Annotated in this window: 21 protein-coding genes; 10 read left to right on the plus strand and 11 right to left on the minus strand. The window is 70.0% G+C overall.

Annotated elements, in window-relative coordinates; translation table 11 throughout:
* Nucleotides 1–15: 15 nt before the first annotated feature.
* The 7 genes from AC1XX3_RS14475 to AC1XX3_RS14505 all read right to left on the minus strand — a co-directional run bounded on the left by AC1XX3_RS14475 (nucleotide 16) and on the right by AC1XX3_RS14505 (nucleotide 6,799).
* A complete protein-coding gene (locus AC1XX3_RS14475) occupies nucleotides 16–747 on the minus strand; it encodes an ABC transporter permease (RefSeq protein ID WP_483321838.1) in 732 nt (243 codons plus the stop codon).
* Complete coding sequence (locus tag AC1XX3_RS14480) at nucleotides 744–1,658, minus strand: ABC transporter ATP-binding protein (protein ID WP_483321839.1); 915 nt, start codon at nucleotides 1,656–1,658, stop codon at nucleotides 744–746. Before AC1XX3_RS14480 ends, AC1XX3_RS14475 begins: the two co-directional genes overlap by 4 nt.
* Entirely contained in the window at nucleotides 1,655–2,560 is a 906-nt protein-coding gene (locus tag AC1XX3_RS14485; RefSeq protein ID WP_483321840.1) for an ABC transporter permease, read from the minus strand. Before AC1XX3_RS14485 ends, AC1XX3_RS14480 begins: the two co-directional genes overlap by 4 nt.
* Nucleotides 2,544–3,473 (minus strand): ABC transporter ATP-binding protein, encoded by a 930-nt coding sequence (locus tag AC1XX3_RS14490; RefSeq protein ID WP_483321841.1) that lies wholly within the window; start codon nucleotides 3,471–3,473, stop codon nucleotides 2,544–2,546. The genes AC1XX3_RS14485 and AC1XX3_RS14490 overlap by 17 nt, the downstream gene beginning before the upstream one ends.
* Before the next feature lie 141 nt (nucleotides 3,474–3,614).
* Nucleotides 3,615–5,534, minus strand: a complete 1,920-nt coding sequence (dxs, locus tag AC1XX3_RS14495; RefSeq protein WP_483321842.1) for a 1-deoxy-D-xylulose-5-phosphate synthase — start codon at nucleotides 5,532–5,534, stop codon at nucleotides 3,615–3,617.
* A 131-nt stretch (nucleotides 5,535–5,665) separates the two neighbouring features.
* Nucleotides 5,666–6,349, minus strand: coding sequence for a DedA family protein (locus AC1XX3_RS14500; RefSeq protein WP_483321843.1), 684 nt, complete (start codon nucleotides 6,347–6,349; stop codon nucleotides 5,666–5,668).
* A gap of 75 nt (nucleotides 6,350–6,424) precedes the next feature.
* Nucleotides 6,425–6,799 carry a hypothetical protein gene (locus tag AC1XX3_RS14505; protein ID WP_483321844.1) on the minus strand — a complete coding sequence of 125 codons (375 nt, stop codon included), beginning with the start codon at nucleotides 6,797–6,799 and terminating at the stop codon, nucleotides 6,425–6,427.
* A gap of 144 nt (nucleotides 6,800–6,943) precedes the next feature.
* Between AC1XX3_RS14505 and idi the strand changes: the two genes are divergently transcribed.
* From idi to AC1XX3_RS14530, 5 genes are all read left to right on the plus strand, one after another.
* On the plus strand, nucleotides 6,944–7,483 hold the full coding sequence (idi, locus tag AC1XX3_RS14510) for an isopentenyl-diphosphate Delta-isomerase (protein ID WP_483321845.1): 540 nt from the start codon (nucleotides 6,944–6,946) through the stop codon (nucleotides 7,481–7,483).
* Nucleotides 7,484–7,545: 62 nt separating this feature from the next.
* Nucleotides 7,546–8,700 (plus strand): polyprenyl synthetase family protein, encoded by a 1,155-nt coding sequence (locus AC1XX3_RS14515; RefSeq protein WP_483321846.1) that lies wholly within the window; start codon nucleotides 7,546–7,548, stop codon nucleotides 8,698–8,700.
* A complete protein-coding gene (crtI, locus tag AC1XX3_RS14520) occupies nucleotides 8,697–10,184 on the plus strand; it encodes a phytoene desaturase family protein (RefSeq protein WP_483321847.1) in 1,488 nt (495 codons plus the stop codon). Before AC1XX3_RS14515 ends, crtI begins: the two co-directional genes overlap by 4 nt.
* Nucleotides 10,181–11,167: a phytoene/squalene synthase family protein gene (locus tag AC1XX3_RS14525; protein WP_483321848.1), complete on the plus strand. Its 987-nt coding sequence runs from the start codon at nucleotides 10,181–10,183 to the stop codon at nucleotides 11,165–11,167. The genes crtI and AC1XX3_RS14525 overlap by 4 nt, the downstream gene beginning before the upstream one ends.
* A complete protein-coding gene (locus AC1XX3_RS14530) occupies nucleotides 11,145–12,164 on the plus strand; it encodes a Rieske (2Fe-2S) protein (protein WP_483321849.1) in 1,020 nt (339 codons plus the stop codon). Before AC1XX3_RS14525 ends, AC1XX3_RS14530 begins: the two co-directional genes overlap by 23 nt.
* A gap of 29 nt (nucleotides 12,165–12,193) precedes the next feature.
* Here the strand turns inward: AC1XX3_RS14530 and AC1XX3_RS14535 are convergent, their stop codons facing one another.
* The 3 genes from AC1XX3_RS14535 to AC1XX3_RS14545 form a co-directional block, all read right to left on the minus strand.
* Nucleotides 12,194–13,726 (minus strand): FAD-dependent oxidoreductase, encoded by a 1,533-nt coding sequence (locus AC1XX3_RS14535; protein ID WP_483321850.1) that lies wholly within the window; start codon nucleotides 13,724–13,726, stop codon nucleotides 12,194–12,196.
* A gap of 47 nt (nucleotides 13,727–13,773) precedes the next feature.
* The gene (locus AC1XX3_RS14540) at nucleotides 13,774–14,562 is read right to left on the minus strand and encodes a class I SAM-dependent methyltransferase (RefSeq protein ID WP_483321851.1); all 789 of its coding nucleotides are present in this window, start codon (nucleotides 14,560–14,562) and stop codon (nucleotides 13,774–13,776) included.
* Between the two features lie 201 nt (nucleotides 14,563–14,763).
* Nucleotides 14,764–15,462 (minus strand): MarR family winged helix-turn-helix transcriptional regulator, encoded by a 699-nt coding sequence (locus tag AC1XX3_RS14545; protein ID WP_483321852.1) that lies wholly within the window; start codon nucleotides 15,460–15,462, stop codon nucleotides 14,764–14,766.
* 184 nt (nucleotides 15,463–15,646) lie between these two features.
* Here AC1XX3_RS14545 and AC1XX3_RS14550 point away from each other — a divergent pair, with 184 nt between their 5' ends.
* From AC1XX3_RS14550 to AC1XX3_RS14570, 5 genes are all read left to right on the plus strand, one after another.
* Nucleotides 15,647–16,066 (plus strand): HIT family protein, encoded by a 420-nt coding sequence (locus tag AC1XX3_RS14550; protein WP_483321853.1) that lies wholly within the window; start codon nucleotides 15,647–15,649, stop codon nucleotides 16,064–16,066.
* A gap of 190 nt (nucleotides 16,067–16,256) precedes the next feature.
* Nucleotides 16,257–17,483 carry an ROK family protein gene (locus AC1XX3_RS14555; protein WP_483321854.1) on the plus strand — a complete coding sequence of 409 codons (1,227 nt, stop codon included), beginning with the start codon at nucleotides 16,257–16,259 and terminating at the stop codon, nucleotides 17,481–17,483.
* Nucleotides 17,480–18,364: a sugar phosphate isomerase/epimerase family protein gene (locus AC1XX3_RS14560; protein ID WP_483321855.1), complete on the plus strand. Its 885-nt coding sequence runs from the start codon at nucleotides 17,480–17,482 to the stop codon at nucleotides 18,362–18,364. The genes AC1XX3_RS14555 and AC1XX3_RS14560 overlap by 4 nt, the downstream gene beginning before the upstream one ends.
* Before the next feature lie 38 nt (nucleotides 18,365–18,402).
* Entirely contained in the window at nucleotides 18,403–19,464 is a 1,062-nt protein-coding gene (locus AC1XX3_RS14565) for a Gfo/Idh/MocA family protein (RefSeq protein ID WP_483321856.1), read from the plus strand.
* Nucleotides 19,465–19,498: 34 nt separating this feature from the next.
* Entirely contained in the window at nucleotides 19,499–20,473 is a 975-nt protein-coding gene (locus tag AC1XX3_RS14570) for a DMT family transporter (RefSeq protein WP_483321857.1), read from the plus strand.
* Here AC1XX3_RS14570 and AC1XX3_RS14575 read toward each other — a convergent pair.
* Nucleotides 20,457–21,662, minus strand: a complete 1,206-nt coding sequence (locus AC1XX3_RS14575; RefSeq protein ID WP_483321858.1) for a C39 family peptidase — start codon at nucleotides 21,660–21,662, stop codon at nucleotides 20,457–20,459. The two genes, AC1XX3_RS14570 and AC1XX3_RS14575, sit on opposite strands and share 17 nt — an antisense overlap.
* Nucleotide 21,663: the final 1 nt, after the last annotated feature.

Genomic DNA, 21,663 nt, shown 5'->3' on the forward strand with positions numbered 1-21,663 from the left:
GCGGCCCTGATCGGGCTACTCGTCCCCGGTGAAGCTGTAGCTGCGAAGCTTCGAGCCGGCCAGCCAGGTGGCCGCCAGGACCACGACGGCGGTTGCGCAGGCCGCATACACCGGGCTCAGCTGGCCGGCGACGTCGGCGCCGGAGGTGGCGATCTCGTCGGTCAACGCACCCGACCACCGGCCGACGCTGAGCCAGCGGACCCCGTCCAGCAAGCCGCCCAGCAGGCCTTCCCAGATCAGGACGTAGATCAGGCCGACGACGACGGCATGCCTGGTCAGCACCGAGATGAGGGCGAACAGGGCACAGTACGCCACCCCGCCGACCAACCCGCCGACCGCATAGCCAACGGCGAGCGAGGCGTTGTCGGGCTGCAGGATGAGTCCCGCGATCAGCAACGGCACGGCGGCGAAGACCACGACACTGCCGATCGCCACCACCAGCTTGCTGGCCACGATGCTGTGTCGCGACAGCGGCTTCGCCAGCAGGTAGACCACCGACCCGTCGTCAATCTCCGCGGTGATCACGCCCGTGGTCGCCACCAGGGCGACGAGCGGCACCACGATGACCAGCCCGAGCTGGGAGAGCACGAGGTTGGCGACGTCGACGTCGACGCCGGCGAGGGCCCGGACCCCCACCGCCAGGGCGATCAGCACCAGCGGCAGGATGAACAGCAGGGCGCCGCGTCGACGACCGAACAGGCTCCGCAGCCCGAGCCACGCGACCGTGGTGTTCACCGGCGCGCTCATGACGACACCAGGTAGGAGAAGACGCTCTCCAGTGACTCGTCAGTCGGTGACACGTCGAACAGTCGCACTCCGCCGTCGCGGGCCAGCCGCGGCAGCATGCCGCTGAACCGGCCGAAGTCACTGGCTTCCACCTCGACACCACCTTCTGGTCGTAGCGACACACCGCGTACTGAGTCATCACCCAGCAGGACCGACGCCAACCGGCGGTCGTCGGCGGACCGGATCACGTACCGGTTGGGCCGGTCGGTCATCAGCCGGCGGATGGCTCCGAAGTCTCCCGAGGCGGCGTGGCGACCGGCGACCACGACCTCGATCTGGCGGGCCACCTGTTCCACCTCCTCGAGGATGTGGGAGCTGAACAAGACGGTCCGGCCCTCGGCGCCCATCCGGCGCAGCAGGTCCATCAGGTGCATCCGCTGGCGCGGGTCCATCCCGTTGAACGGTTCGTCCAGCAGCAGCACCGACGGGTCATGGACGAGGGCGGAAGCCATCTTGATCCGCTGTCGCATGCCCTTGGAATAGGTGCTGATCGCGCGCGTGGACGCGTCAGCCATCTCGACCACGGCGAGGCATCGTTGCGTCGCCGCACCGGGGTCGGCCAGACCGTGCAGGCGGGCGTTGGCCAGGACGAACTGCTGACCGGTCAGATAGTCGAAGAGGGCCTCGCGCTCGGGCACCAGGCCGATCGCCCGGTACGCCTGCTCGTTGCGCCACAGCTGCCGACCGTCGAGGGTCACCGTGCCCGCCGACGGCGCGAGGAAGCCGGCCATCAAGGCGATCAGGGTGGACTTGCCTGCTCCGTTGGGGCCCAGCAACCCGGTGACCCCGGGTCCGATGCTCATCGAGACGTCGTTGACGGCCACCACGTTGCTGTACCACCGCGAGACGTGGTCGAGCTCGATCGTCGTCATATCGCCGTTGCCTTCCGGTAGCGCGCCAGCATGCCGGCGACCGAGCCGAGGATCACCAGTGCTGTCACGGCGAGATAGAGGATTCCGGTGCCCCCGGTCGGCGGCGCGGGTGAGGACGGGCTGGTGTCGAGCAGCCACACCAGCAGGCCGTTGACCAGGGTGTACGGCGAGAACAACCCGGCCACCTCGGCCAGCTCGGCCTCCCCCTGCTCGGCCGCGATGCCCTGCACCGCCGCGACGACCGTATAGCTGACCACCAGCACCGTGATGATGGCCGCGACCGCAAGTCCGCGCCGCGTCGTGACGGCGGCGAGGACGGCTGCCAACCCCGCCAGCAGAGCTGCCAGCAGGAACGCGCCCAACAGCCCGATCAGGAAGTCCTTGGTCTCCTTCCCCGCCGGCAGGTCGGCCAGCAGGCCGCCCGCGTACAGGATCACCATCGGTGCCGCGATCAGCGTGAAGACGGCCGCGGTCAGCGACGCCATCCGCACCAGCACGTAGGTGCTGCGGCGCAGCGGCCGGGCCAGATACAAGGTGATGGTGCCGAATCGCAGGTCCCGTGAGATCAGTGCCGGCGCCTGCGCGGCCACGAAGACGGAGATGAGCACCTGGGTGAAGGACGGGTATTGGCTGTAGGGCACGATCTGACCGGTCAGCCCGAGCGCCTCCTTGCCCTGCGCCAGGATCGCGACCAGGATCACGGCCGGCAGCACCATCAAGGCGAACAGGACCAGCGGCAGCACCTTGGACTTGCCGGAGCGGCCCAGACCGAAGGAGTTGCGCAGGCCGGTCCGAAACAGCGACCAGCTGACCGCGGCCTCGCCCAGCCGTGGACCCGAGTACGGCCGGTAGCCGATGTCGTGGATGATGCCCGAAGGCTGGAGATCAGACGGGCTGGACACTGCCGGCCTCCTCGTTGCGGAAGACATCCTCGATGCGGTGGTGGCGCTCCTGCATCCGGACCAGGCCGAGGCCCAGGTCGGCAGCGCTGTCGCGGACGACGTCGTAGGCGGTCAGGTCGCCGGCCTCGACTTCGATCATCCCGCCGGTCGGACGTGCTGTCAGACCGCCGGCCCGCAGCGCCGCCATCATCTGGTCGCGCTCGGCGCTGCCGCCCAGCACCTCCACCAACAAGGTCCCGGTGGTGTCCAGGTAGTCGGTGGTGGCCGAGGACCGCAGCAGCCGGCCGGCGTCCAGCACGATGACGTGGTCACTGACCCGCTCCAGCTCGCCGAGCAGGTGGGAGGTGACCAGCACCGCGATACCGAACTCGGCGCCGATCTTGCGCACTAGGGCGAGCATGTCGTCGCGCGACTGCGGGTCCAGGCCGTTGGTCGGTTCGTCCAACAGGACCAACCGCGGATCGTGCACGAGGGCTTGGGCGAGCTTGGCCCGCTGCTTCATCCCGGTCGAGTAGCCACCCATCGGCCGGTAGCGCTCCTCCGCCAGACCGACATGTCGGAGCACGTCGGCTGCCCGTTCCCGGGCGGCGGCATGCGGCAGACCTGACATCTCGCCCATGTGGACGACGAAGTCGCTGGCGGAGACATCGGCCGGCAGGCAGTCGTGCTCGGGCATGTAACCGACCAGGGCACGGATCGCGGCACCCTCGGTCACCACGTCGAGACCGAAGACCTCGGCTCGCCCGCTGGTGGCTGGCACCAGACCGAGCAGAATCTTGATCAGCGTCGACTTCCCGGCACCGTTGGCTCCGACCAGACCGGTGACGCCCTCAGACACGGTGAGGGTCAGGTCGTCGAGCGCGGTGACGCGCGGATATCGCTTGGTGAGCTGAGCTGTCTGGAGTACGACCACGCAGACACGCTAACCACCCCACTCCGCCTGCGGTGGGAGCCGCGGGCTGGATCGGGGGCCAGTCGGGGTCGACCCCGACTGGGGACCGATCGTGGCCGAGGGCTGCTGCGACCGGGGTCGCAGCTCTCGGCCGGGCGGTTGCTACTGCTCCAGCGCGGTGGCCGGCAGCGGAGACTCGCCGGCCACGATCGCCTCGACCGCGTACCGGGCGATCCGCTGCGGCGTCAGACCCAGCTCGTCGAGGAGCTCGGCGCGGCTCGCGTGGTCGAGGAAGCGTTGCTCGATGCCGAACTCCCGGATCGGGGTGGTCACGTCGGCGAAGCGCATCTCCTGTGCCAGCCGGGACCCGCAACCGCCGACCACTCCGTTGTCCTCGATGCTGATCACCAGCTCGTGCTCGGCGGCGAGCCTGACCAGAGCGGGGTTGACCGGCATTGCCCAGACGGGGTCGACGACGGTGACACCGATGCCCTGGTCCGACAGCCGGCGGCCGACGGCCAGGCCGGTGCCGACCAGCTGGCCGAAGGCCACGACCAGCACCCGGGCGCCCTCGGTGCGCAGCAGCACGTCGATCCCGTCGACGGTGTCGATGGCGTCGATGTCGTCGGGGACGGCCTCCTTGGAGTAGCGGACCACACTCGGGGCGTCGTCGATGCCCACCGCGGTGGCCAGGGCCTCCCGCAGCCGGGTGGCGTCCCGCGGTGCGCTGAGGTGCAGACCGGGGACGATCTGGAGGAAGGACATGTCCCACATGCCGTTGTGACTGGCTCCGTCGGAGCCGGTGACGCCGGCACGGTCGAGGACGAAGGTGACACCCAGCCGGTGCAGGGCGACATCCATCAGCACCTGGTCGAAGGCGCGGTTCAAGAAGGTGGCGTAGAGCGCGACGACCGGGTGGAGACCGCCCATGGCCAGGCCGGCCGCCGAGGTCACCGCGTGCTGTTCGGCGATGCCGACGTCGAAGAACCTGTCCGGAAACGCCGCCGCGAACCGGTGCAGGCCGGTGGGATACATCATGGCGGCGGTGATGGCCACGATCCGCTCGTCAGCCCGCCCGAGGCGGACCAGCTCCTCGGAGAACACGTCGGTCCAGGTCTCGGCGGTGATGGCACTGAGCGCCTCGCCGGTCAGCGAGTTGATCTTGCCGACGGCGTGGAACCGGTCCTCCTCGTGGTCCTCGGCCGCCTTGAAGCCGTTGCCCTTGTGGGTCAGGCAGTGCACCAGCACGGGACCGCCGAACTGTCGTGCCTGCTGCAAGCCGCGCTCGACGGCGGCGATGTTGTGGCCATCGATCGGCCCCACATACTTCAGCCCCAGGTCGGAGAACATGCCCTGCGGGGCCAGGACGTCCTTCAGTCCGATCTTGATCCCGTGCAGGATGTCGTACGCCGCGTTGCCGACCAGCGGGGCCCGGCTGACATTGCGCTTGACCACGTCGAGGATCTGCTCGTATCGCGGGTTCGTCCGCAGCGCGGTCAGCTGGCGGGCCAGCCCGCCGACGGTCGGGGTGTAGGAGCGGCCGTTGTCGTTGACCACGATCACCAGCGGGAGGTCGTCATCGGCGGCGATGTTGTTCAGTGCCTCCCAGGCCATCCCGCCGGTCAGGGCGCCGTCGCCGACGAAGGCGACCACCGTGCCCGGTTTGCCCTGTTGTCGCAGCGAGCGAGCCAGCCCGGCGGCGTAGGACAGTGAGGTGGAGGCATGCGAGTTCTCGACCCAGTCGTGTTCGGACTCGGCCCGGCTGGGATAGCCGGACAGACCGCCCTTCTGCCGCAGGGTCGGGAACCGGTCCTGCCGACCGGTCAGCATCTTGTGCACGTAGCTCTGGTGCCCGGTGTCGAAGATGAACGGGTCTCGCGGCGAGTCGAAGACGCGGTGCAGCGCGACAGTGAGCTCCACCACCCCCAGGTTCGGGCCGAGGTGGCCACCGGTACGGCTGACCTCGTGGACCAAGAAGGACCGGATCTCGGCGCTCAGCTGCTCCAGCTGCTCCGGGGTGAGATCGCGCAGGTCCTGAGGACCTCGGATCGATTCAAGCAGTCGGTGTGGTGCGGGCGCCATGGGCCCGAGTTTACGTCTGATTACCGCCCGGGGACGCCGAGTGTGGCCGAGAGCACCTCTCCCGCCGCGTTGCGGCCGGCGACGCCGGACCGCCCCCGTGGCCCGGTGGCCACTCCTGCGGTGCCCGTTGATCAGGCGTCGGCGGCGTCGTGCTCGCCGGCCCGCACGCGGCGTACCCGCTTGATCACGAACCAGGCCACGGCGATTACGACCGCGGCGATCACGATCTTCTGGAACACCCCGGCGTATTCCTCAGCGACGTGCCACTGCTCGCCGAGGTAGTAGCCGGCCAGCACGAAGATCGTGTTCCACACGCCGCTGCCGGCCAGGGTGAGCAGGGCGAACTTTCCCAGCGACATCCGCTCGATGCCGGCCGGAAGCGAGATCAGGCTGCGAAAGATCGGGATCATCCGGCCGAAGAAGATCGCCTTGGTGCCGTGCCGCTCGAACCATGCCTCGGTCCGGTCGAGGTCCGCCACGTCGACCAGAGGCATCGCCCGGACGATGGCCCGCATCCGGTCGCGGCCGAGCCACGCGCCCAGGCCGTACAGCACCAGCGCCCCGATCACCGAGCCGAGCGTGGTCCAGATCAGCGCCTCGGCCAGAGTGAAGCTGCCGCGGCTGGCCGCGAATCCGGCGAGCGGCAGGATCACCTCGCTCGGCAGCGGAGGGAAGAGGTTCTCCAGCGCGATGGCGAGGCCGGCGCCGGGTCCGCCCAGCCGGTCCATCAAGGCCACCGCCCAGTCCCCGACTGCGCCCATCGACTCGCCGGTGTCGAGCAGGACTGTCAATGGCACAGCGGCGAGGGAAGACATGGGACCAGCCTAGAGGCTGAGGGCCCGAAGACCCGCGACCCGAGGGGGGCAGCCGGTCGTCATGCAACGTGGGCGTCACAGCTTCGCGACGAACACCGTCCCGCGTAGCGCCTGCTCCACCAGATCGACAGATCGTCGGGTCCGCGCCAACCGAGCGGTCTGCTCCAGCCAGGCCTCGGCGGCCTCCTGCACCACACCGGGTGGCACCAGTCGCCCTAGCGTGACGCGGACCTCCGCCAGACCGGCGGTGGCCGCCCGATGCTGCGCGTCCACTGATTGTGCGGCGAACCGGGCCAGCACCACGGGATGGCGGCGAAGCACCGGATAGGCCCGGAAGTCGGGTGGGCAGCAGTCCAGCAGGTAGGCCACTGCGGTGCGTTCCCACTCGTGGGCTCCCGGCGGGCGGACAGCGTCGGGCCAGCCGGCCGGGACGTACGGGGATGCCGTCATGAGGTGATCATATCGAACGTACGTTCGAATATCCAGAGTCTGGAGCCGCTCAATACTCAGCCTGCGAACTATCGCCTGCGTGGCGTGGTCAGCATGGGTATTGTTCCCTGACATGACGACCAATGGCGCGAGTGGGCCGAGCCAGTGACCGTATTGGACGAGCAGGTGGTGCTGGTGACCAGCGCGGGCGAACCTATCGGCGCATCGGCCAAGTCCACGGTGCACACCGAACAGACGCCGCTGCACTTGGCCTTCTCCCTCTATCTCAGCAACGAGGCCGGTCAGCTGCTGCTCACCCGTCGCGCGCTGGGCAAGCGAACCTGGCCGGGCGTCTGGACGAACAGCTGCTGCGGGCACCCGTTGCCCGGTGAGGCGATGGAGGACGCAGTCCGCCGCCGGCTGCGCGACGAGCTGGGACTGGAGGTGACCGCGCTCACGTGCGTGCTCCCGGACTTCGCCTACCGCGCCCGCGACGTCAGCGGCATCTGGGAGAACGAGGTATGCCCGGTCTTCACCGGTCAGGTGCATCCGAATGTCACCCTCACGCCGAATCCTTCCGAGGTCATGGACTGGGCCTGGGTCGACTGGCAGGGAGCGGCATCCGCGATGACCTCCACACCGTTCGCCTTCAGCCCGTGGGCGATCGAGCAGATGAAGCAGCTGAACGGCGCGCTCAGGATGTGACCTCACACCCTGTCGCCGCTACCCCGAGCCCGGCAGCCTTCGCCGAACGGAGACCACCGATCGTGACCCCCGCCCCCTCATCGCAACCCGCCAGCTCCCGTCAGCCCTCCGGCTGGGTGGTCGCGCTGCCCACGCGGACGGGTGATCAGGCGACCATCGAGCACCTGAGCCTGGTGGACAACCTGCTGGTCGAGACGCTGTCGGACCTGAGCCACGTGTGGACGAAGAAGCTGGACGAAGGGCCGGTCGACATTCTCGGGGAGTCTGACTTCCCCGTGCTCCTCGAGCAGCTGATCAGCACCGGCGGCAAGCGGATCCGCCCGGTCATGTCCTATCTGGGCTGGCTGAGCGCGAGCGGTCGGTCGCGAGAGATCGGGCACGCCGACGTGGTACGGGTCGGCGCTGCGCTTGAGCTGCTGCACCTGTTCGCCCTGATCCATGACGACGTGATGGATGAGTCGGCATCGCGACGCGGCCAGCCGACGGTGCACGCCCGTACCGCCGGTCTGCATGCCGAGCACGACGCGATCGGTTCGGCCCAGCGGTTCGGTGAGAGCATCGCCATCCTGGTCGGCGACCTGGCCCATGCCGAGGCCGACCATCTGGTGGCGGACCTCCCGCCCGACATGCGCCGAATCTGGCGGCTGCTGCTGATCGAACTGGTCTGCGGTCAGCGCCGCGATCTCACCGGCAGCGCCGCCGGCCGTCGTGACCTCGCCCATGCCCGGCAGGTGGCCCGGATGAAGTCCGGCGGCTACACCGTCGAACGACCGCTGCAGCTCGGAGCGGCCGCAGCCAAGGCGCCCGACGTGGTCTACGCCAGCCTCAGCCGCTATGGCCGGGAGGTGGGCGAGGCGTTCGCGCTGCGCGATGACCTGCTCGGCGTCTGGGGTGACCCCGCACGGACCGGCAAGCCCGCGGGCGACGACCTCATCTCCGGCAAGCCCACCGTGATCTTGTCGCTGGCCGAGGAGCGGCTCACCGACCCGTCGGCCCGCGCAGCGCTGGGTCGGGTCGGCACCGCCGCGCTGACCGCGACCGACGTGCTGCAGCTCCAGCACGAGCTCCATGCCTGCGGCGTGGTCGCCGCCGTCGAGCAGCTGATCACCAACCACGTCACTGCCGCCGTCTCGGCGCTCGACGAACGCTCGTTGGACCCCGAAGGAGTCACCCAGTTGACAGCGATGGCCCACCAGATCGCCTGGCGCGACCGATGACCGGCCAGGTTCTGGTCGTCGGCGCCGGTCTGGCCGGCCTCGCCGCCGCCTGCCACCTCGTCGGACGCGGCTATGACGTCACCGTGGTGGAGCGCGACGACATTCCGGGTGGCCGTAACGGCCTGCTCGAACGCGACGGCTTCACCTTCGACACCGGGCCGTCGGTGCTGACTATGCGTGACCTGATCGCCGGCGCCCTCGCCGCGACCGGGACGCGGATGGCCGACGTCTTGCCGATGCGGCGGCTGGACCCCGCCTACCGGGCGAGCTTCGCCGACGGCAGCACGATCTTCGTCCGCTACGGCCACGAGGCGATGCGGGAGGAGATCCGCGACACCTGCGGCAGCGTCGACGCCGCCGCGTTCGACGAGTTCGTCGACTGGCTGCGCAAGCTCTACGTCATAGAGATGCCCAACTTCATCGACAAGAACTACGACTCCCCGCTCGGATTGCTGTCCAACCCTCGCGCGGCGGCGACCCTGCTGCGGCTGGGTGCCTTCGGCAAACTTGGCGCTCAGATCCGTCGCCGGTTCCGCGACCCGCGGCTGCACCGGCTGTTCAGCTTTCAGGCTCTGTACGCCGGGTTGGCCCCGGACGCTGCCCTGGCCCTGTATGCGGTGATCACCTACATGGACAGCATCGAGGGAGTCTGGTTCCCCGACGGGGGGATGCACGCCGTGCCGTCGGCGCTGGCCACCGCCGCGGAGAAGGCCGGGGCGCAGTTCCGCTATGGCGAGGAGGTCACCGCTGTGCTGCGTCGCAGCGACAACGGCGGTGTGGCCGGCCTCCAGCTCGCCAGCGGCGAGCGGCTGCAGGCGGACGCCGTGGTCTGCACCCTCGACCTGCCGGTGGCGTACGAGCGGCTGTTGCCGGATCTGGCGAGTCCGCGCGGGACCCGGCGGGCGACCTACTCCCCCTCGGCCGTGGTCTGGCACGTCGGTGTCCGAGGTCTGCCGCAGCCTGAGGCCGCGCACCACAACATCCACTTCGGCGAACAGTGGGGCGAGGCCTTCACCCACCTGATCGACCGCGGCGAGCTGATGCCCGACCCCTCCCGGCTGGTCACCATCCCCTCGATCGACCAGCCGTCGGCCGCCCCGCCCGGGTGTTCCAGCCTGTTCGTGCTGGAGCCCGTCCCGAACCTCACCGGGCGGGTCGACTGGCGCGCCGAGACGCCGCGGATGCGGGATCGGCTGCATACCTTCCTGGGCGAGCAGGGCTATCCCGACGACGTTGTCACCGAGGAACTCATCACCCCGCTGGAGTGGGAACAGCAAGGCATGCAGGCGGGCACCCCGTTTGCGCTGGCGCACACCTTCGCGCAGACCGGGCCGTTCCGGCCTCCGAACGTGGAGAAGAAGGTGCCCGGGCTGTTCTTCGCCGGGTCGGGCACGGTGCCCGGGGTGGGGGTGCCGATGGTGCTGATCTCCGGCAAGCTCGCCGCCGACCGGGTCGGCGACTATCTGCCGGGACGCCGGGCATGACCGCCGATCTGCGGGCGGGCCAGGGTCCTGCGACGTCGACCACCGCCGCCGCCCTGCTCGAGGAGGGTTATCGCCGGTGCGCCAAGCTGACCTGGGAGTACGGCACCACCTATTACTGGGGGGCGGCTCTGCTGCCGCGGGCACGCCGTCGGCACGTCTACGCCATCTACGCGCTGTGCCGGCTGGCCGACGACATCGTCGACGACCTCCCCACCTTGTCCATCACCTCGGCCGAGGAGCTGCGTAGCCGACTGACCGCGTTCGCCGAGCAGTTCCGAACCACCCTCGCCTCCGGTGGCGAAGGCCCGCCCGGCGCGGACAGCGCACCTGACCCGGTGATGGCCGCGGTGGCGAACACCGTGCGGCACACGGCGATCGAGCTGGAGTGCTTCGACAGGTTCTTCACTGCGATGGCGATGGACCTGACCACGACCAGCTATGAGACGTTCGACGACCTGTGTGGCTACATGGAGGGCTCGGCGGCGGTCATCGGCGAGATGATGCTGCCGGTGCTGGAACCGCGGGACCCGGCCGCACGCGAGCCCGCCCGGGCGCTCGGGCTGGCATTCCAGCTGACCAACTTCCTCCGCGACATCGCCGAGGACCTCGATCGGGGCCGGGTCTACGTCCCCCAGGCGGATCTTCGGCGCTTCGGGGTGGACATCCACATCCGTCGCGTCACCCCCGCCTGGCGGGCCTTTCTGGCCTACCAGATCCAACGCAACCGCGAGCTGTACCGCTACGCCGACTCGGGCATCGCGCTGCTGCCGCCGCGGTCCGCCCGCTGCGTGGGCACGGCCCGGCTGCTCTACTCCCAGATCCTGGACCGGATCGAGGCGGCCGACTACGACGTCTTCTCCACCCGCGTCCGGGTGCCCACCTGGCGCAAGGCCCTCACTGCAGGGCGCATCATGGTGGTGGGTCCACCCGCCACCCGTCCGTCGAAAGGGATCGACTCCGATGTCGTTGCGCACGCGCATTAGTCCGCCCGCCGTCCCGGCGCAGATCCGGTCGAAGATCCCCATCTCCCGGGTCCCCCAGCCGACCGCTGACCGGATGGCACCCACCTGGCGGCAGGCGAAGCCGGCCCGGATCGCGGCCGCGCTGGCGGTCTCGCAGGCGCAGAACTCCGGCGGCTGGTTCGTGGCCGGCGCCAGCGAGGACGTGGGATCGACATCGTCGATCACGCGCACCATCGCCGGTCGTGAGCTGGTGCTGTGGCGCAACGCCGAGGGCGCCCTGGTGGCCGGCCCCGGCGCGTGCCCGCACCTGGGTGCTCTGCTGGACCGCTGCGCGGTGATGGAGGGCACCCTCTACTGCCGCTGGCACGGGCTGGCGCTGACCGAGCAGGGTGACCGCAGCTGGAGCCCGTACCGGGCCTGGGACGACGGCGTCCTGCTGTGGGTCGGCCTGCCGACCGACGGGGAAGCCGCCACCGAGCGACCGACGCTGCCGCCCCGGCCGCCGCTGGCCGGTTCGGTCTCCGCGGTGATGGCCACCCCCGGGGTGTGCCAGCCGGAGGACGTCATCGCCAACCGGCTCGACCCCTGGCACGGTGCCTGGTTCCACCCGTACTCGTTCAGCCACCTGGTGGTCGACGACGCGGCCAGCGACGACGAGCGGCTGGTGGTGGACGTCACCTTCCGGCTCAGCCGGACGTGGGGCGTGCCGGTCCGGGCCGAGTTCAGCTGCCCGGACACGCGCACCATCGTGATGCGGATCATCGAGGGCGAGGGCGAGGGCAGCGTGGTCGAGACCCATGCCACGCCGCTCGGGCTCGACGACGCCGGTCGGCCGCTGACCATGATCACCGAGGCGACCATCGCCTACTCCGACCGACCGGGTTTCTCGGTCGCCCGCTGGATGGCCCCGCTGCTACGGCCCGGCATCCGCAAGACCGCCCGTCGGCTCTGGGTGGACGACCTGATCTATGCCGAACGGCGGTATGCCCTGCGCGAGCGCGGGGAGTACCCGGGCTGACCGGGCTGGTCGGCTCCGGCTCCCTGTCCCTAGTCGTCGCGGCTTGCGCGCAACCGACCCCGAGGCGCCTTGGCCAGCAGTCGCCGCGCCGGCTTGACCACGCGATGGCGACCCTCCATCGGTACGGTCCACAGATCGTGTCCGGCGACACCCCAGCCGGCCAGCAGCTGGTTGGCCGCCTGCCACCCCGTGGTGGCGGCCCGCTCCATCAGGGCCACCGGGAAGTCGCACCGGATCCCGTCGCCGGCCAGTAGCAGCCGCGGGTCAGGGGTGGTGACCTCCGGCCGGTCGAGCCAGCGGCTGCTGTCGACCAGCGGGCAGTCGTCGTTGACCAACCACTCGTCGGCGAGGATGTTCGCCCCGACCGTCTCGGGATAGACCCGGCCCAGCTCGGTTCGCAGCCGCGCCCGTACCGCTGCGGCATCGTGGTCGGCCGGCAACGCGTAGGCGTGCAGCTCAACGACGGAGCCGCCCACCCGCTCCGTCCACCGCCGTGCCCCGTCCTCGAAGCGCTCCAGGACGGTGACGTTGTCCAGCGGCCCGTAGCCGCTGGTGCCGAGGAACGGTGCGCGGTCGGGCTGCACCGGACGGTCGAGCCACAGTCGCCAGACGGCGAACGGCGGGGCGTTGCGGGTGGCGAGCAACCGCTGCCGCCAGTCGCCGTCCGCCAGGCCGACACCTTCGGCCACCAACCGCCTGGTGGTACGCGGGTCGGTGGCGAGCACCAGCCCATCGGCCTCCACCAGCTCACCGCCGTCCAGTCCCACCCGGACCCGACCGGGCTCGGACAGATCGAGATGGTCGACGGTCCGACCGGTCAGCACCCGGGCGCCACTGCGAGCCAGCTGCGCGCCCAGCGGTGCCCACAAGACGGTGTCGTAGTCATCGGCGGGCACGTCGAAGAGCAGACCCTCGGACGAACCGACGAAGTAGGTGTGGAACATGGCGACCAGCTCGCCGGCGGAGAACACCTCGGGATCGGCGAAGAAGCTGCGGGCGAACACCTCCAGGGCGAGGTGGCGGGCACCGTCGGGAAATCGCAGCCGGTCCAGGAACTGGGCCGCGGACTCCCCGTCGTAGGCGGAGAAGGTGGCGGGGAACTCGACGTCGAGCAGCTCCAGTGCGGCGTCCACATCGACGCGGGTGAGGTCGGCGGCGGTGAAGCTCGGGCTGCGGGCGACGAAGGTGGCGAGGTTCAGCGGCGGCGTCCGTGGAATCTTCGCGAACGAGTCGGCATGACCGCCGGCGAGCACCAGCGGGTAGTCGTCCAGCCCGACCAGGTGGTGCAGGTCCGGATCGGTGCGGCGCAGCAGCGACCGAAGGTTGTAGTACTGCCGGAAGAACGCGTGGAAGCCCCGGCTCATGGTCACCGTCTCGCCGCCGCGCTCGACCGGCCAGGACCGGACCCGGCCGCCGAGCTGCTCGTGCTTCTCGACCAGCACCACCTCGACCCCTCGCTCGACCAGCCCGGTGGCCGCCGCCAGTCCGGCGATACCGCCGCCGGCCACCACCACCCGCCGCCCGTCAGCCGAGGCCTCGCCGGGCGCGCCCGGATGCAGCACCGCTCGAGCATCGCGACCGGGACGCCAGGGCCCCGACCGTCGCCCGGTCATGCGGCACCGCCGGCAGTGAGGTCGGCATCGCCGTCGACAGCGGCCTTGCGTGCCCGGACTGTGTGCAGGATGCCCCGCTGCCACCCCGGCGCCGACCGCACCTCCACCTCGACGAAGCCTGCGGCATATATCCGGTCGGTGAAGGTCTGGATCGCGTCGAAGTCGCAGACGCTGCGCCACAGATATCGGTAGAGCTTGGTCCGGCCGGAGGTCACGAAGCTCAGCGGGATGACCACGGTCCAGCAGACCAGTGTCCAGATGAGTCTGGCGCCGCGGTCGCCCCGGACCGAGTATTCCTGGGCGACCAGCACACCACCGGGGCGGAGCAGCTCGTGGACTGCAGCCAGCACCTTGTCCCGCTCGCTCACGTTGCGGAAGAGGTAGGCCGCGAGCACACCGTCGACCGGCTCGTCGAGCCCCCACACGGTCCGCGACGGGGTGAGATCCTCGGCCTGTCCGTGCACGAACCGGACACCGCGTGGCCACCGCTTCGACCGCGCCTGCGCCAGCATCCCGATCGACGCATCCACCCCGACCAGCTCGGTCGGCACCCCCGCGAGCGCGGCGCGATCTGCCAGCGCCCGGGTGGACGCCCCCGACCCACACCCGAGGTCGACCAGCCGCAAGTGCGTTCGATGCCCGAGCCAGCCGACCAGCGCGTCGGCCGCTGACCGTAGGTGGCGGTGATAGCCGGGGTTCAGGGCGACCATCAGGTCGTAACGGGGAGCGGCGTCGTCGAACGCGCGCGGCACGTCTTCGGCGGCCAAGGTCGTGTCGGTTGCCATCAGCTCTCCTGTGCGGCGGTGCGGGTCTGCGTGGACGGGCGGGACGGCGTACGTCGGAGCCGAGGCGTCCGGCACCTCACGCCACCGCACCCGCGATGAGCGTCCCGGTCGGTCCGCCAGGTCGTCGATGCGCGTGCTCCCCCGGAGCTGGTCGCTGCCCGAGGTGGTCGCGAGGCCGGATCTGATCGGTCACCGCCAGCATCACCCTACCGGCGCCCCTCCACTGTCGTGGCGGGCTCGCACGGCCTCCACCAGCCGCACCAGCTCGGCGCGAAACGTGGCGGGGTCGTCGACGTGCCGGGCGACGAGGTCGTCGGCCACCCCGACCGCCTCGATCAGCTCGGCGGTCGCCGCTCCCTTGGGCGTCCGCCGGATGACGAGTCGCCGCCGGTCGAGGGGGTCCCGCTCCCGGGTGATGTGACCGCTGCGCTCCAGTCGGGCGAGCACCCGACTCATCGTCTGCTCCTCGACCCGGCTCGCCCCGGCGATCTCGCGCTGGGTGAGCGGCCCCTGCTGGAGCGTGTGCAGAGCCAGCACCCCGGCGTGGGTCAGGTCGTGGTCGGCGAGCCACAGGTTCCAGTCCCGTTCCACCATCCGCGCGGCGGTCGACAGCAGCCGTCCCAGGGGCCAGCCGTCGGGGTCGTCGCTCACAACGGCCAGCCTAGTGGCGCGCTTCGACACCCCGCCGCTGTCGCGGCGCTTCGACACCCCGCCGCTGTCGCGGCCAAGCGACACCCCGCCGCTGTCGCGGCCAAGCGACACCCCGCCGCTGTCGCGGCCAAGCGACACCCCGCCGCTGTCGCGGCCAAGCGACACCCCGACCAGCTGCCGCTGCCGCCACCTGCTGCGCCAGCTGGCACCGTGGCCGGCCTTCCGTCGACTCGCGTCGTGGGAAACCACGCGGACAGCTCCGCCGCCCGGCGGAGGGCGCCGTCGCCGGTCTCCGTGCTCTGCAGCCCTGGTGAGGCGTGCGTCGCCGCGGTCACACTGACGGCGTAGCGGGCCGGCCTCGCTGATACATAGTTCAACAACTTAACGACTACCCGCCCGGGCAACAGGAGCGCTGACGGCTAGTCTCGCCGAGGTGAGCAATGACATCGTCTGCCAGATCGTGCGTGGCGACCTCGACGTCGCCGTCGTGGCGCGCACCGACGAGCTGGTCGCGTTCCTCGACCACCGGCCGGTGTTCAAGGGCCACGTCCTGATCTCTCCCGTCCGGCATGTCGACACGCTGCTCGACCTCCCGCCCGAGCTGATGCAGCCGCTGCTGACCCTGGCCCAGCGTGTGGCCCGCGCCCTGACGACGTCCTTGGGAGCGCAGGGCAGCTTCGTCGCCATGAACAACGTGGTCAGCCAGTCGGTGCCCCACCTGCACCTGCACGTGGTGCCCCGCACGAAGGGCGACGGGCTGCGCGGGTTCTTCTGGCCGCGGACGGCCTACGCCGACGACGAGATGCAGACCTACGCCGCGTTGCTCCGAACCGCCATCGACGCACAACCCTGACCGATGCCGACCGGGTCCCGAGTCGCCCCACCAAGTCCCGATTGCCATCATGGTCCAAAGATGATCTCCAGCGTGGCGCGCGTCACCTTGACCGTGATCACCATTGGTGGGAGTGTTCAAGGGAATTAACTAACCCTGTTTCATTACTGGTGGGGTTATTGTCATCCCCCACCGTCAGGAGTCCGACCTCGTGTCCAGCGCGGAAGCCGCAGGCGCCGCAGTGCGGCGGGCGAATTCCGTTGCCTGCCTGTCGGTGCTGCGCGCGGCCGGTGAGCCTCTGACGGTCACCCGGCTGGTCGAGCTGACCGGTCTGTCGCGGCCCACGGTCGACGCGGTGGTTGATGATCTTGGTCGCAGCGCCACCGTCCGGCTGGTCGAGAGCAGTCCGGGTCCGGGCGCCGGGCGTCCCGCCCGCCGGGTCAGGTTCGACCCGGCAGCGGGCCACGTCGTCGGGATCGACGCCGGACCGCACAGCGCCCGCGTGCTGGTGTCCGACCTGGCCGGCACCGTGGTGGCGAAGACGATCACCGCGCTCCCCCGCCGCCTCGGAGGCGAACAGCGGATCGACGCACTGTCGGACTGCATCACCACGGCGCTGGACCGCGCCGGCACCGACCAGAGCAGCCTGCGCGCCGTCGGCATCGGGTTACCGGGCATCCTCGACCACCGCGACGAGATCACCTCGAGCCTGGCCATCCCCGAATGGGTCGGGATGCCACTGGTCGAGCGGCTGCGTCACCGCTGGGGTTGCCCGGTGTCGGTCGAGAACGACATCAAGCTCGCCGCCCTCGCCGAGCACCGGCTGGGCCCGACGCCCACCGCGGCGAGCATGACGTTCCTGCAGATCGGCCACCGGGTCTCGCTGGCCATGATCATGAACGGACAGATCGTCCAAGGCAGCCATCGGGTGGCCGGTGAGCTCGGCAGCCTGCGTGGGATGAAGTGGACCCAGTCCTCGAGCCGTGGACAGCTGCGCTGGCGGAGCGCACCGACGGCCAAGGAGGTGTTCGCCCGCGCCGGCGACGGTGACCGCACCGCAGCCGCGGAGATCACTGCCTTCTGTGCCGAGATCGCGCCCAAGATCGCCACCATCGTGCTGACCGTCGACCCCGACGTCATCGTCGTGGGCGGCGGACTCTCCCGCGCCGGTGACGCCTTCCTCACGCCGCTGACCGCCGCCGTGCACCACCTGCTGATGATCCCGCAGAAGCCGGTGCTGGCCGCCTCACACCTGACCTCGGACGGCGCCGTCTGCGGCGCCCTGGGCTCTGCCTTCGACCAGTGGTCGACTGAGGTCCTCGGGCTGCCGGACGTACCACCGCCGTGGTCAGCCTGGTCCCCCGGAACCCTTCCACCCGACGAGACCATCCCGGTCTCGCGGACGACAGCCGCACGTACCCGAGAGAAGGCACTATGAAGTTCGGTTTCAGCTCCTACAGCTTCCACAGCAAGCTCAGCACCGGTGAGATGTCCCTGGCGCAGGTGATCGACTGGGTCGCCGAGAGCCAGGGCGAGCACCTCGAGCTGGCGGTGCTCAGCAACGCCGGTGACAGCCCCATCCCCACCATCGCCTCAGATCCCGACTACGTCGCCGGCATCCGCAAGCACGCCGCCGAGCGCGGCGTCACCCTGTCCAACCTCGCGATCCCGGCGAACTTCTTCCGTGAGGACCCGGCCGAGATCGCGGCCGAGGTGGAGCGGGTCAAGGCCTACGTCGACCTGGCCGTGTCACTCGGTATCGAGCTGATGCGCCACGACGTCGCGCACCGTAACGAGCCCGGCGACGACACCCCGGCGTTCGAGCAGGCACTCCCGCTGATCGTCGACGCCGCCAAGGAGATCGCCCAGTACGCAGCCGAGCGCGGTGTCACCACCAGCCTGGAGAACCACGGGTTCTTCGTCCAGAGCAGCGACCGGGTCCGCCGGGTCGTCCACGCGGTCGACGAGCCCAACTTCAAGACCACCCTCGACATCGGCAACTTCCTCTGCGTCGACGAGGACCCGACCGTCGCCGTGCCGCAGAACCTGCCGTACGCCATGATCGTGCACTTCAAGGACTTCTACGTCCGTCCGGCCAACCAGGACCCGGGCGAGGGTTGGTTCCGCAGCCGTGGCGGCAAGTACCTGCGCGGCGCCATCGTCGGCAACGGCGACATCGACACCCGCTCCGTCGTCCGCGCCATCAAGGCTTCGGGCTACGACGGCTTCGCCTCGATCGAGTTCGAGGGCCACGAAGACTGCCTGATCGGCTGCACCCGCGGCATCGCCAACGCGATCCGCCTCTTCAACGAGGCCTGACCTTTCCCGCATTTTCGAACCACCAAGGAGAACACTGCATGACCACCCTCAAGATCGGCGTCATCGGCACCGGCAGTATCGCCGGGCTGCACCTCAAGGCGTACGCCAACAACCCGCGGGCCGAGATCGTCGCCGTCTGCGACATGAACCTGGCCCGCGCCCAGGCGGTCGCTGACGAGTGGGGCGCTGCCAAGGCGTACGCGAACCCCGCCGACCTGCTGGCCGACCCGACGGTCGACGCCGTCAGCATCTGCACCTGGAACAACACCCACGCGGAGTTCGCCATCGCCGCCATCAAGGCCGGCAAGCACGTGCTGGTCGAGAAGCCGATGAGCCGCACCTACGCCGAGTCCGCCGAGCTGGAACGCGTCGCCAACGCCTCCGACCGGGTGCTGCAGGTCGGTTTCGTGCGCCGGCACTCGGCCAACTGCCGGGTGCTGAAGTCCTTCATCGACGCCGGTGAGCTGGGCGACATCTATTACGCCAAGGCCAGCGTCATCCGCCGGATGGGCAACCCCGGTGGCTGGTTCGCCGACCAGACGATCTCCGGTGGCGGCCCGCTGATCGATATCGGCGTGCACGTGATCGATCTCGCCTGGTATCTGATGGGCTCGCCGCGGGCGACCACCGTCAGTGCCAACGCGTACTACAAGCTCGGCAACCGCTCCAACATCACGACCATGCCGCGCTACAAGGTCTCCGACTACGACCCGACCAAGAACGACGTCGAGGACATGGTCAACGGGTTGGTCCGCTTCGACAACGGTGCCTCGCTGCTGGTCGAGGCGTCCTACTCGCTGCACGCGGTCGAGGACAGCCTGGCAGTGTCGGTGTACGGCGACCGCGGTGGCGCCGATGTGGAACCGGCCCTGCGGATCGCCACCGAGAAGCACGAGACCGTGCTCAACGTGACGCCGCAGATCAAGTCGTCCACCTTCGACCTGGACGACGGCTTCGGCTCCGAGATCGAGAACTTCGTCGCCACCTGCCTGGGCGAGGCCGAGAGCATCGCCCCGGTCTGGCACGGCGCGGAGATCCAGAAGATCCTCGACGCTGTCTACGCCTCAGCCCGTGAGGGCCGCGAGATCACGCTGTCCTGACGTGACAGCTCCGAGTCGGCCCCAGGTGGCGGTCATGAGCGCGGTCTTCGCCGTGCTCCTGGCCCTCACCTGGGTCTTCTCCGGGATGGCCGTGGAACGGGCCGGGCCCGATGTGGTCGCCGCCGGTAGGTCGTTCTTCAGCTGTCTCGGGTTGTGCCTGCTGGTGCTGCGCGGCCGCGGTGCCGCCCGGCGGTCACTACGGATGATTTCCGCCCGGCCCTGGGCGCTCGCCGTCTCGGGCCTGCTGGGGGTGTCGGTCTACGCCCTGTTCTCGCTGCAGGCGATCGACCTGGTGGGCGTCTCGCTGCCCAACCTGCTGCTGGCCACGACACCGTGTGTGTCGATGGCGATCGCTGTCCTGTTCTTCGGCAAACGAGGCAGCTGGCCGGCGGTCGCCGGCATCGTCCTCGCCACCGCCGGTGCGGCCAGCTACGTCCTGGCCGGCTTCCGGCTCGACACCGCACTGCCGGGACGGACGGTGGCCCTCGGCGCGCTGGCCGGTCTGGTGGCGGTGCTGGCCATCGCCGTCTACGGCCAGCACTACGCCAAGATCTCGGCCGGGCACGACCCGCTCGACCTGTTGCCGGGCATCTTCGGCATCGGCACCGCCGTGTTGCTGGTGCTGCTGGCCGTCTCCGGCCGGCTGGCCGCCCTGGCCCGGGTCGACGCTCTCACCTGGCTCCTGCTCGTCGTTCTCGGGGTCGTGATCTACGTCCCTGTCTACGTCCTGCAGCACCAGCTGATCCATCTGCGCGGCGCGGTCTATATGGCGTCGATCTCTTTGCTGGTGCCGTTCCTGGTGCGTGGCGCCGACGTTGCACTGCTCGGCGGTGCGCTGCCGCGACCCGTCGAAGGGCTCGCCATGGCCGTCTGCCTGGCCGGTGTGCTGCTCGTGGTCAGACATCCCCTGCGGGACCGCGCAGCGGCCGTGCCGGGTACCGAGCCATCGGGCGCCGACCTCGCCGCCCGGGACCAACCGGCTCGGTCGTCGATCAAGCCGGACGGATGACGTAGGCGGTGCCGTTGCTGCCGCCGATCCAGGCGCGCTCGAACTGAGCCCGGTCATAGACCCGGCGGACCGTCGTGTTGGTCGGCGCCGCCGGGTCGTGGACGATCACCTTGCCGGTGCGGGTGAATCCGACGATCACCACCAGGTGACCGCTGGTGGACCGCAGTGGAGAGCCGTCCAGCCCGCCCCGGGCGAACTTGATCGACGCGACGACCGGCGTCTTGGCCCGAATCAGCTTCTCCGCCGCCCGCAGGTCACGCATCCGGGTGACGTAGGAGTCCATTCCGAAGGTGCCGGCGTAGGCGGTGTTGAAGGCCCAGTTGCCGGTGCCGGCGTAGCGGTAGTCGTAGGTCGCGCGGGCGGCATGGGGCACGAACCGGTCGGGCAGCGACCGGCGGACCCAGCCGTAGTCCGCCGGCTTCGGGCCGGAGCCGAAATAGCGCAGCACCATGGTGGTCGAGGTCGGTGAGCACCAAGCCTCGCCGCCGCCGTTGAACTGCCGGTACTGTCCGGCGTGGATCATCTGGGAGTAGCGCGGCACGGCCAGCTCCACCGACTTCGTCATGGTCGTACGACTGGTCGATGGCACCGAGCGGCTGGCGGAAGCCACCGCGCCGATGGAGCGCAGGACCGGGCTGACCTTGCTCCCTGCCTTGCGCATCAGCACCGCACGGACCTGCCAAGCGGAGAACGTGGCCCCGCGCTGAGCGAACACGGTGTCGGTGTCGACCCGGGCCAGGTCATCGGTCTGGCTCGACGCCGACGTGCGCTTCACCGTCACGTCACCGCCGGCCCACCAGGCGACGGTGTCCCAGGACCCGGTCCGCCCGGCCGAGCGCACCCGGAGCTGGATCTTCACCAGCGTGCCGGTCGGGGTGGTCGCGTTCCAGGACGGGATGATCTGGTCCGCCTTGATCTTGGTGCTGGCCCACGGTGAGGTCCAGGTCGCGTAGTCGAACCGCTTCTTCGCGTACGTCGTGGTGCCCTGCGGCTTGACCAGGGTGACGGCGCCGGCTTTGATCTTCGTGCCGGCGGTGGACCCGCGCTTGAGCTCGGCGGTGCTGCTCCAGCGCTGCAGCGTCGGCGTGCTGGCGGCGGCCGCCGCTGACCCGGCCAGCGCCACGGCCGCGAGGATCCCTCCCGCTGTGGCGAGGACGACCGGGACGACGACGCGGCGGGGAAGAAGCACC

It is taken from the genome of Microlunatus sp. M237, from assembly GCF_056896895.1.

Coding starts and splice junctions, on each gene's coding strand:
- AC1XX3_RS14525 (WP_483321848.1), top strand. CDS start 10,181: ATGACCGCCGATCTGCGGGCGGGCCAGGGTCCTGCGACGTCGACCACC.
- AC1XX3_RS14505 (WP_483321844.1), bottom strand. CDS start 6,799: ATGACGGCATCCCCGTACGTCCCGGCCGGCTGGCCCGACGCTGTCCGC.
- AC1XX3_RS14540 (WP_483321851.1), bottom strand. CDS start 14,562: ATGGCAACCGACACGACCTTGGCCGCCGAAGACGTGCCGCGCGCGTTC.
- AC1XX3_RS14500 (WP_483321843.1), bottom strand. CDS start 6,349: ATGTCTTCCCTCGCCGCTGTGCCATTGACAGTCCTGCTCGACACCGGC.
- AC1XX3_RS14530 (WP_483321849.1), top strand. CDS start 11,145: ATGTCGTTGCGCACGCGCATTAGTCCGCCCGCCGTCCCGGCGCAGATC.
- AC1XX3_RS14570 (WP_483321857.1), top strand. CDS start 19,499: ATGAGCGCGGTCTTCGCCGTGCTCCTGGCCCTCACCTGGGTCTTCTCC.
- crtI (WP_483321847.1), top strand. CDS start 8,697: ATGACCGGCCAGGTTCTGGTCGTCGGCGCCGGTCTGGCCGGCCTCGCC.
- AC1XX3_RS14565 (WP_483321856.1), top strand. CDS start 18,403: ATGACCACCCTCAAGATCGGCGTCATCGGCACCGGCAGTATCGCCGGG.
- AC1XX3_RS14560 (WP_483321855.1), top strand. CDS start 17,480: ATGAAGTTCGGTTTCAGCTCCTACAGCTTCCACAGCAAGCTCAGCACC.
- dxs (WP_483321842.1), bottom strand. CDS start 5,534: ATGGCGCCCGCACCACACCGACTGCTTGAATCGATCCGAGGTCCTCAG.
- AC1XX3_RS14475 (WP_483321838.1), bottom strand. CDS start 747: ATGAGCGCGCCGGTGAACACCACGGTCGCGTGGCTCGGGCTGCGGAGC.
- AC1XX3_RS14480 (WP_483321839.1), bottom strand. CDS start 1,658: ATGACGACGATCGAGCTCGACCACGTCTCGCGGTGGTACAGCAACGTG.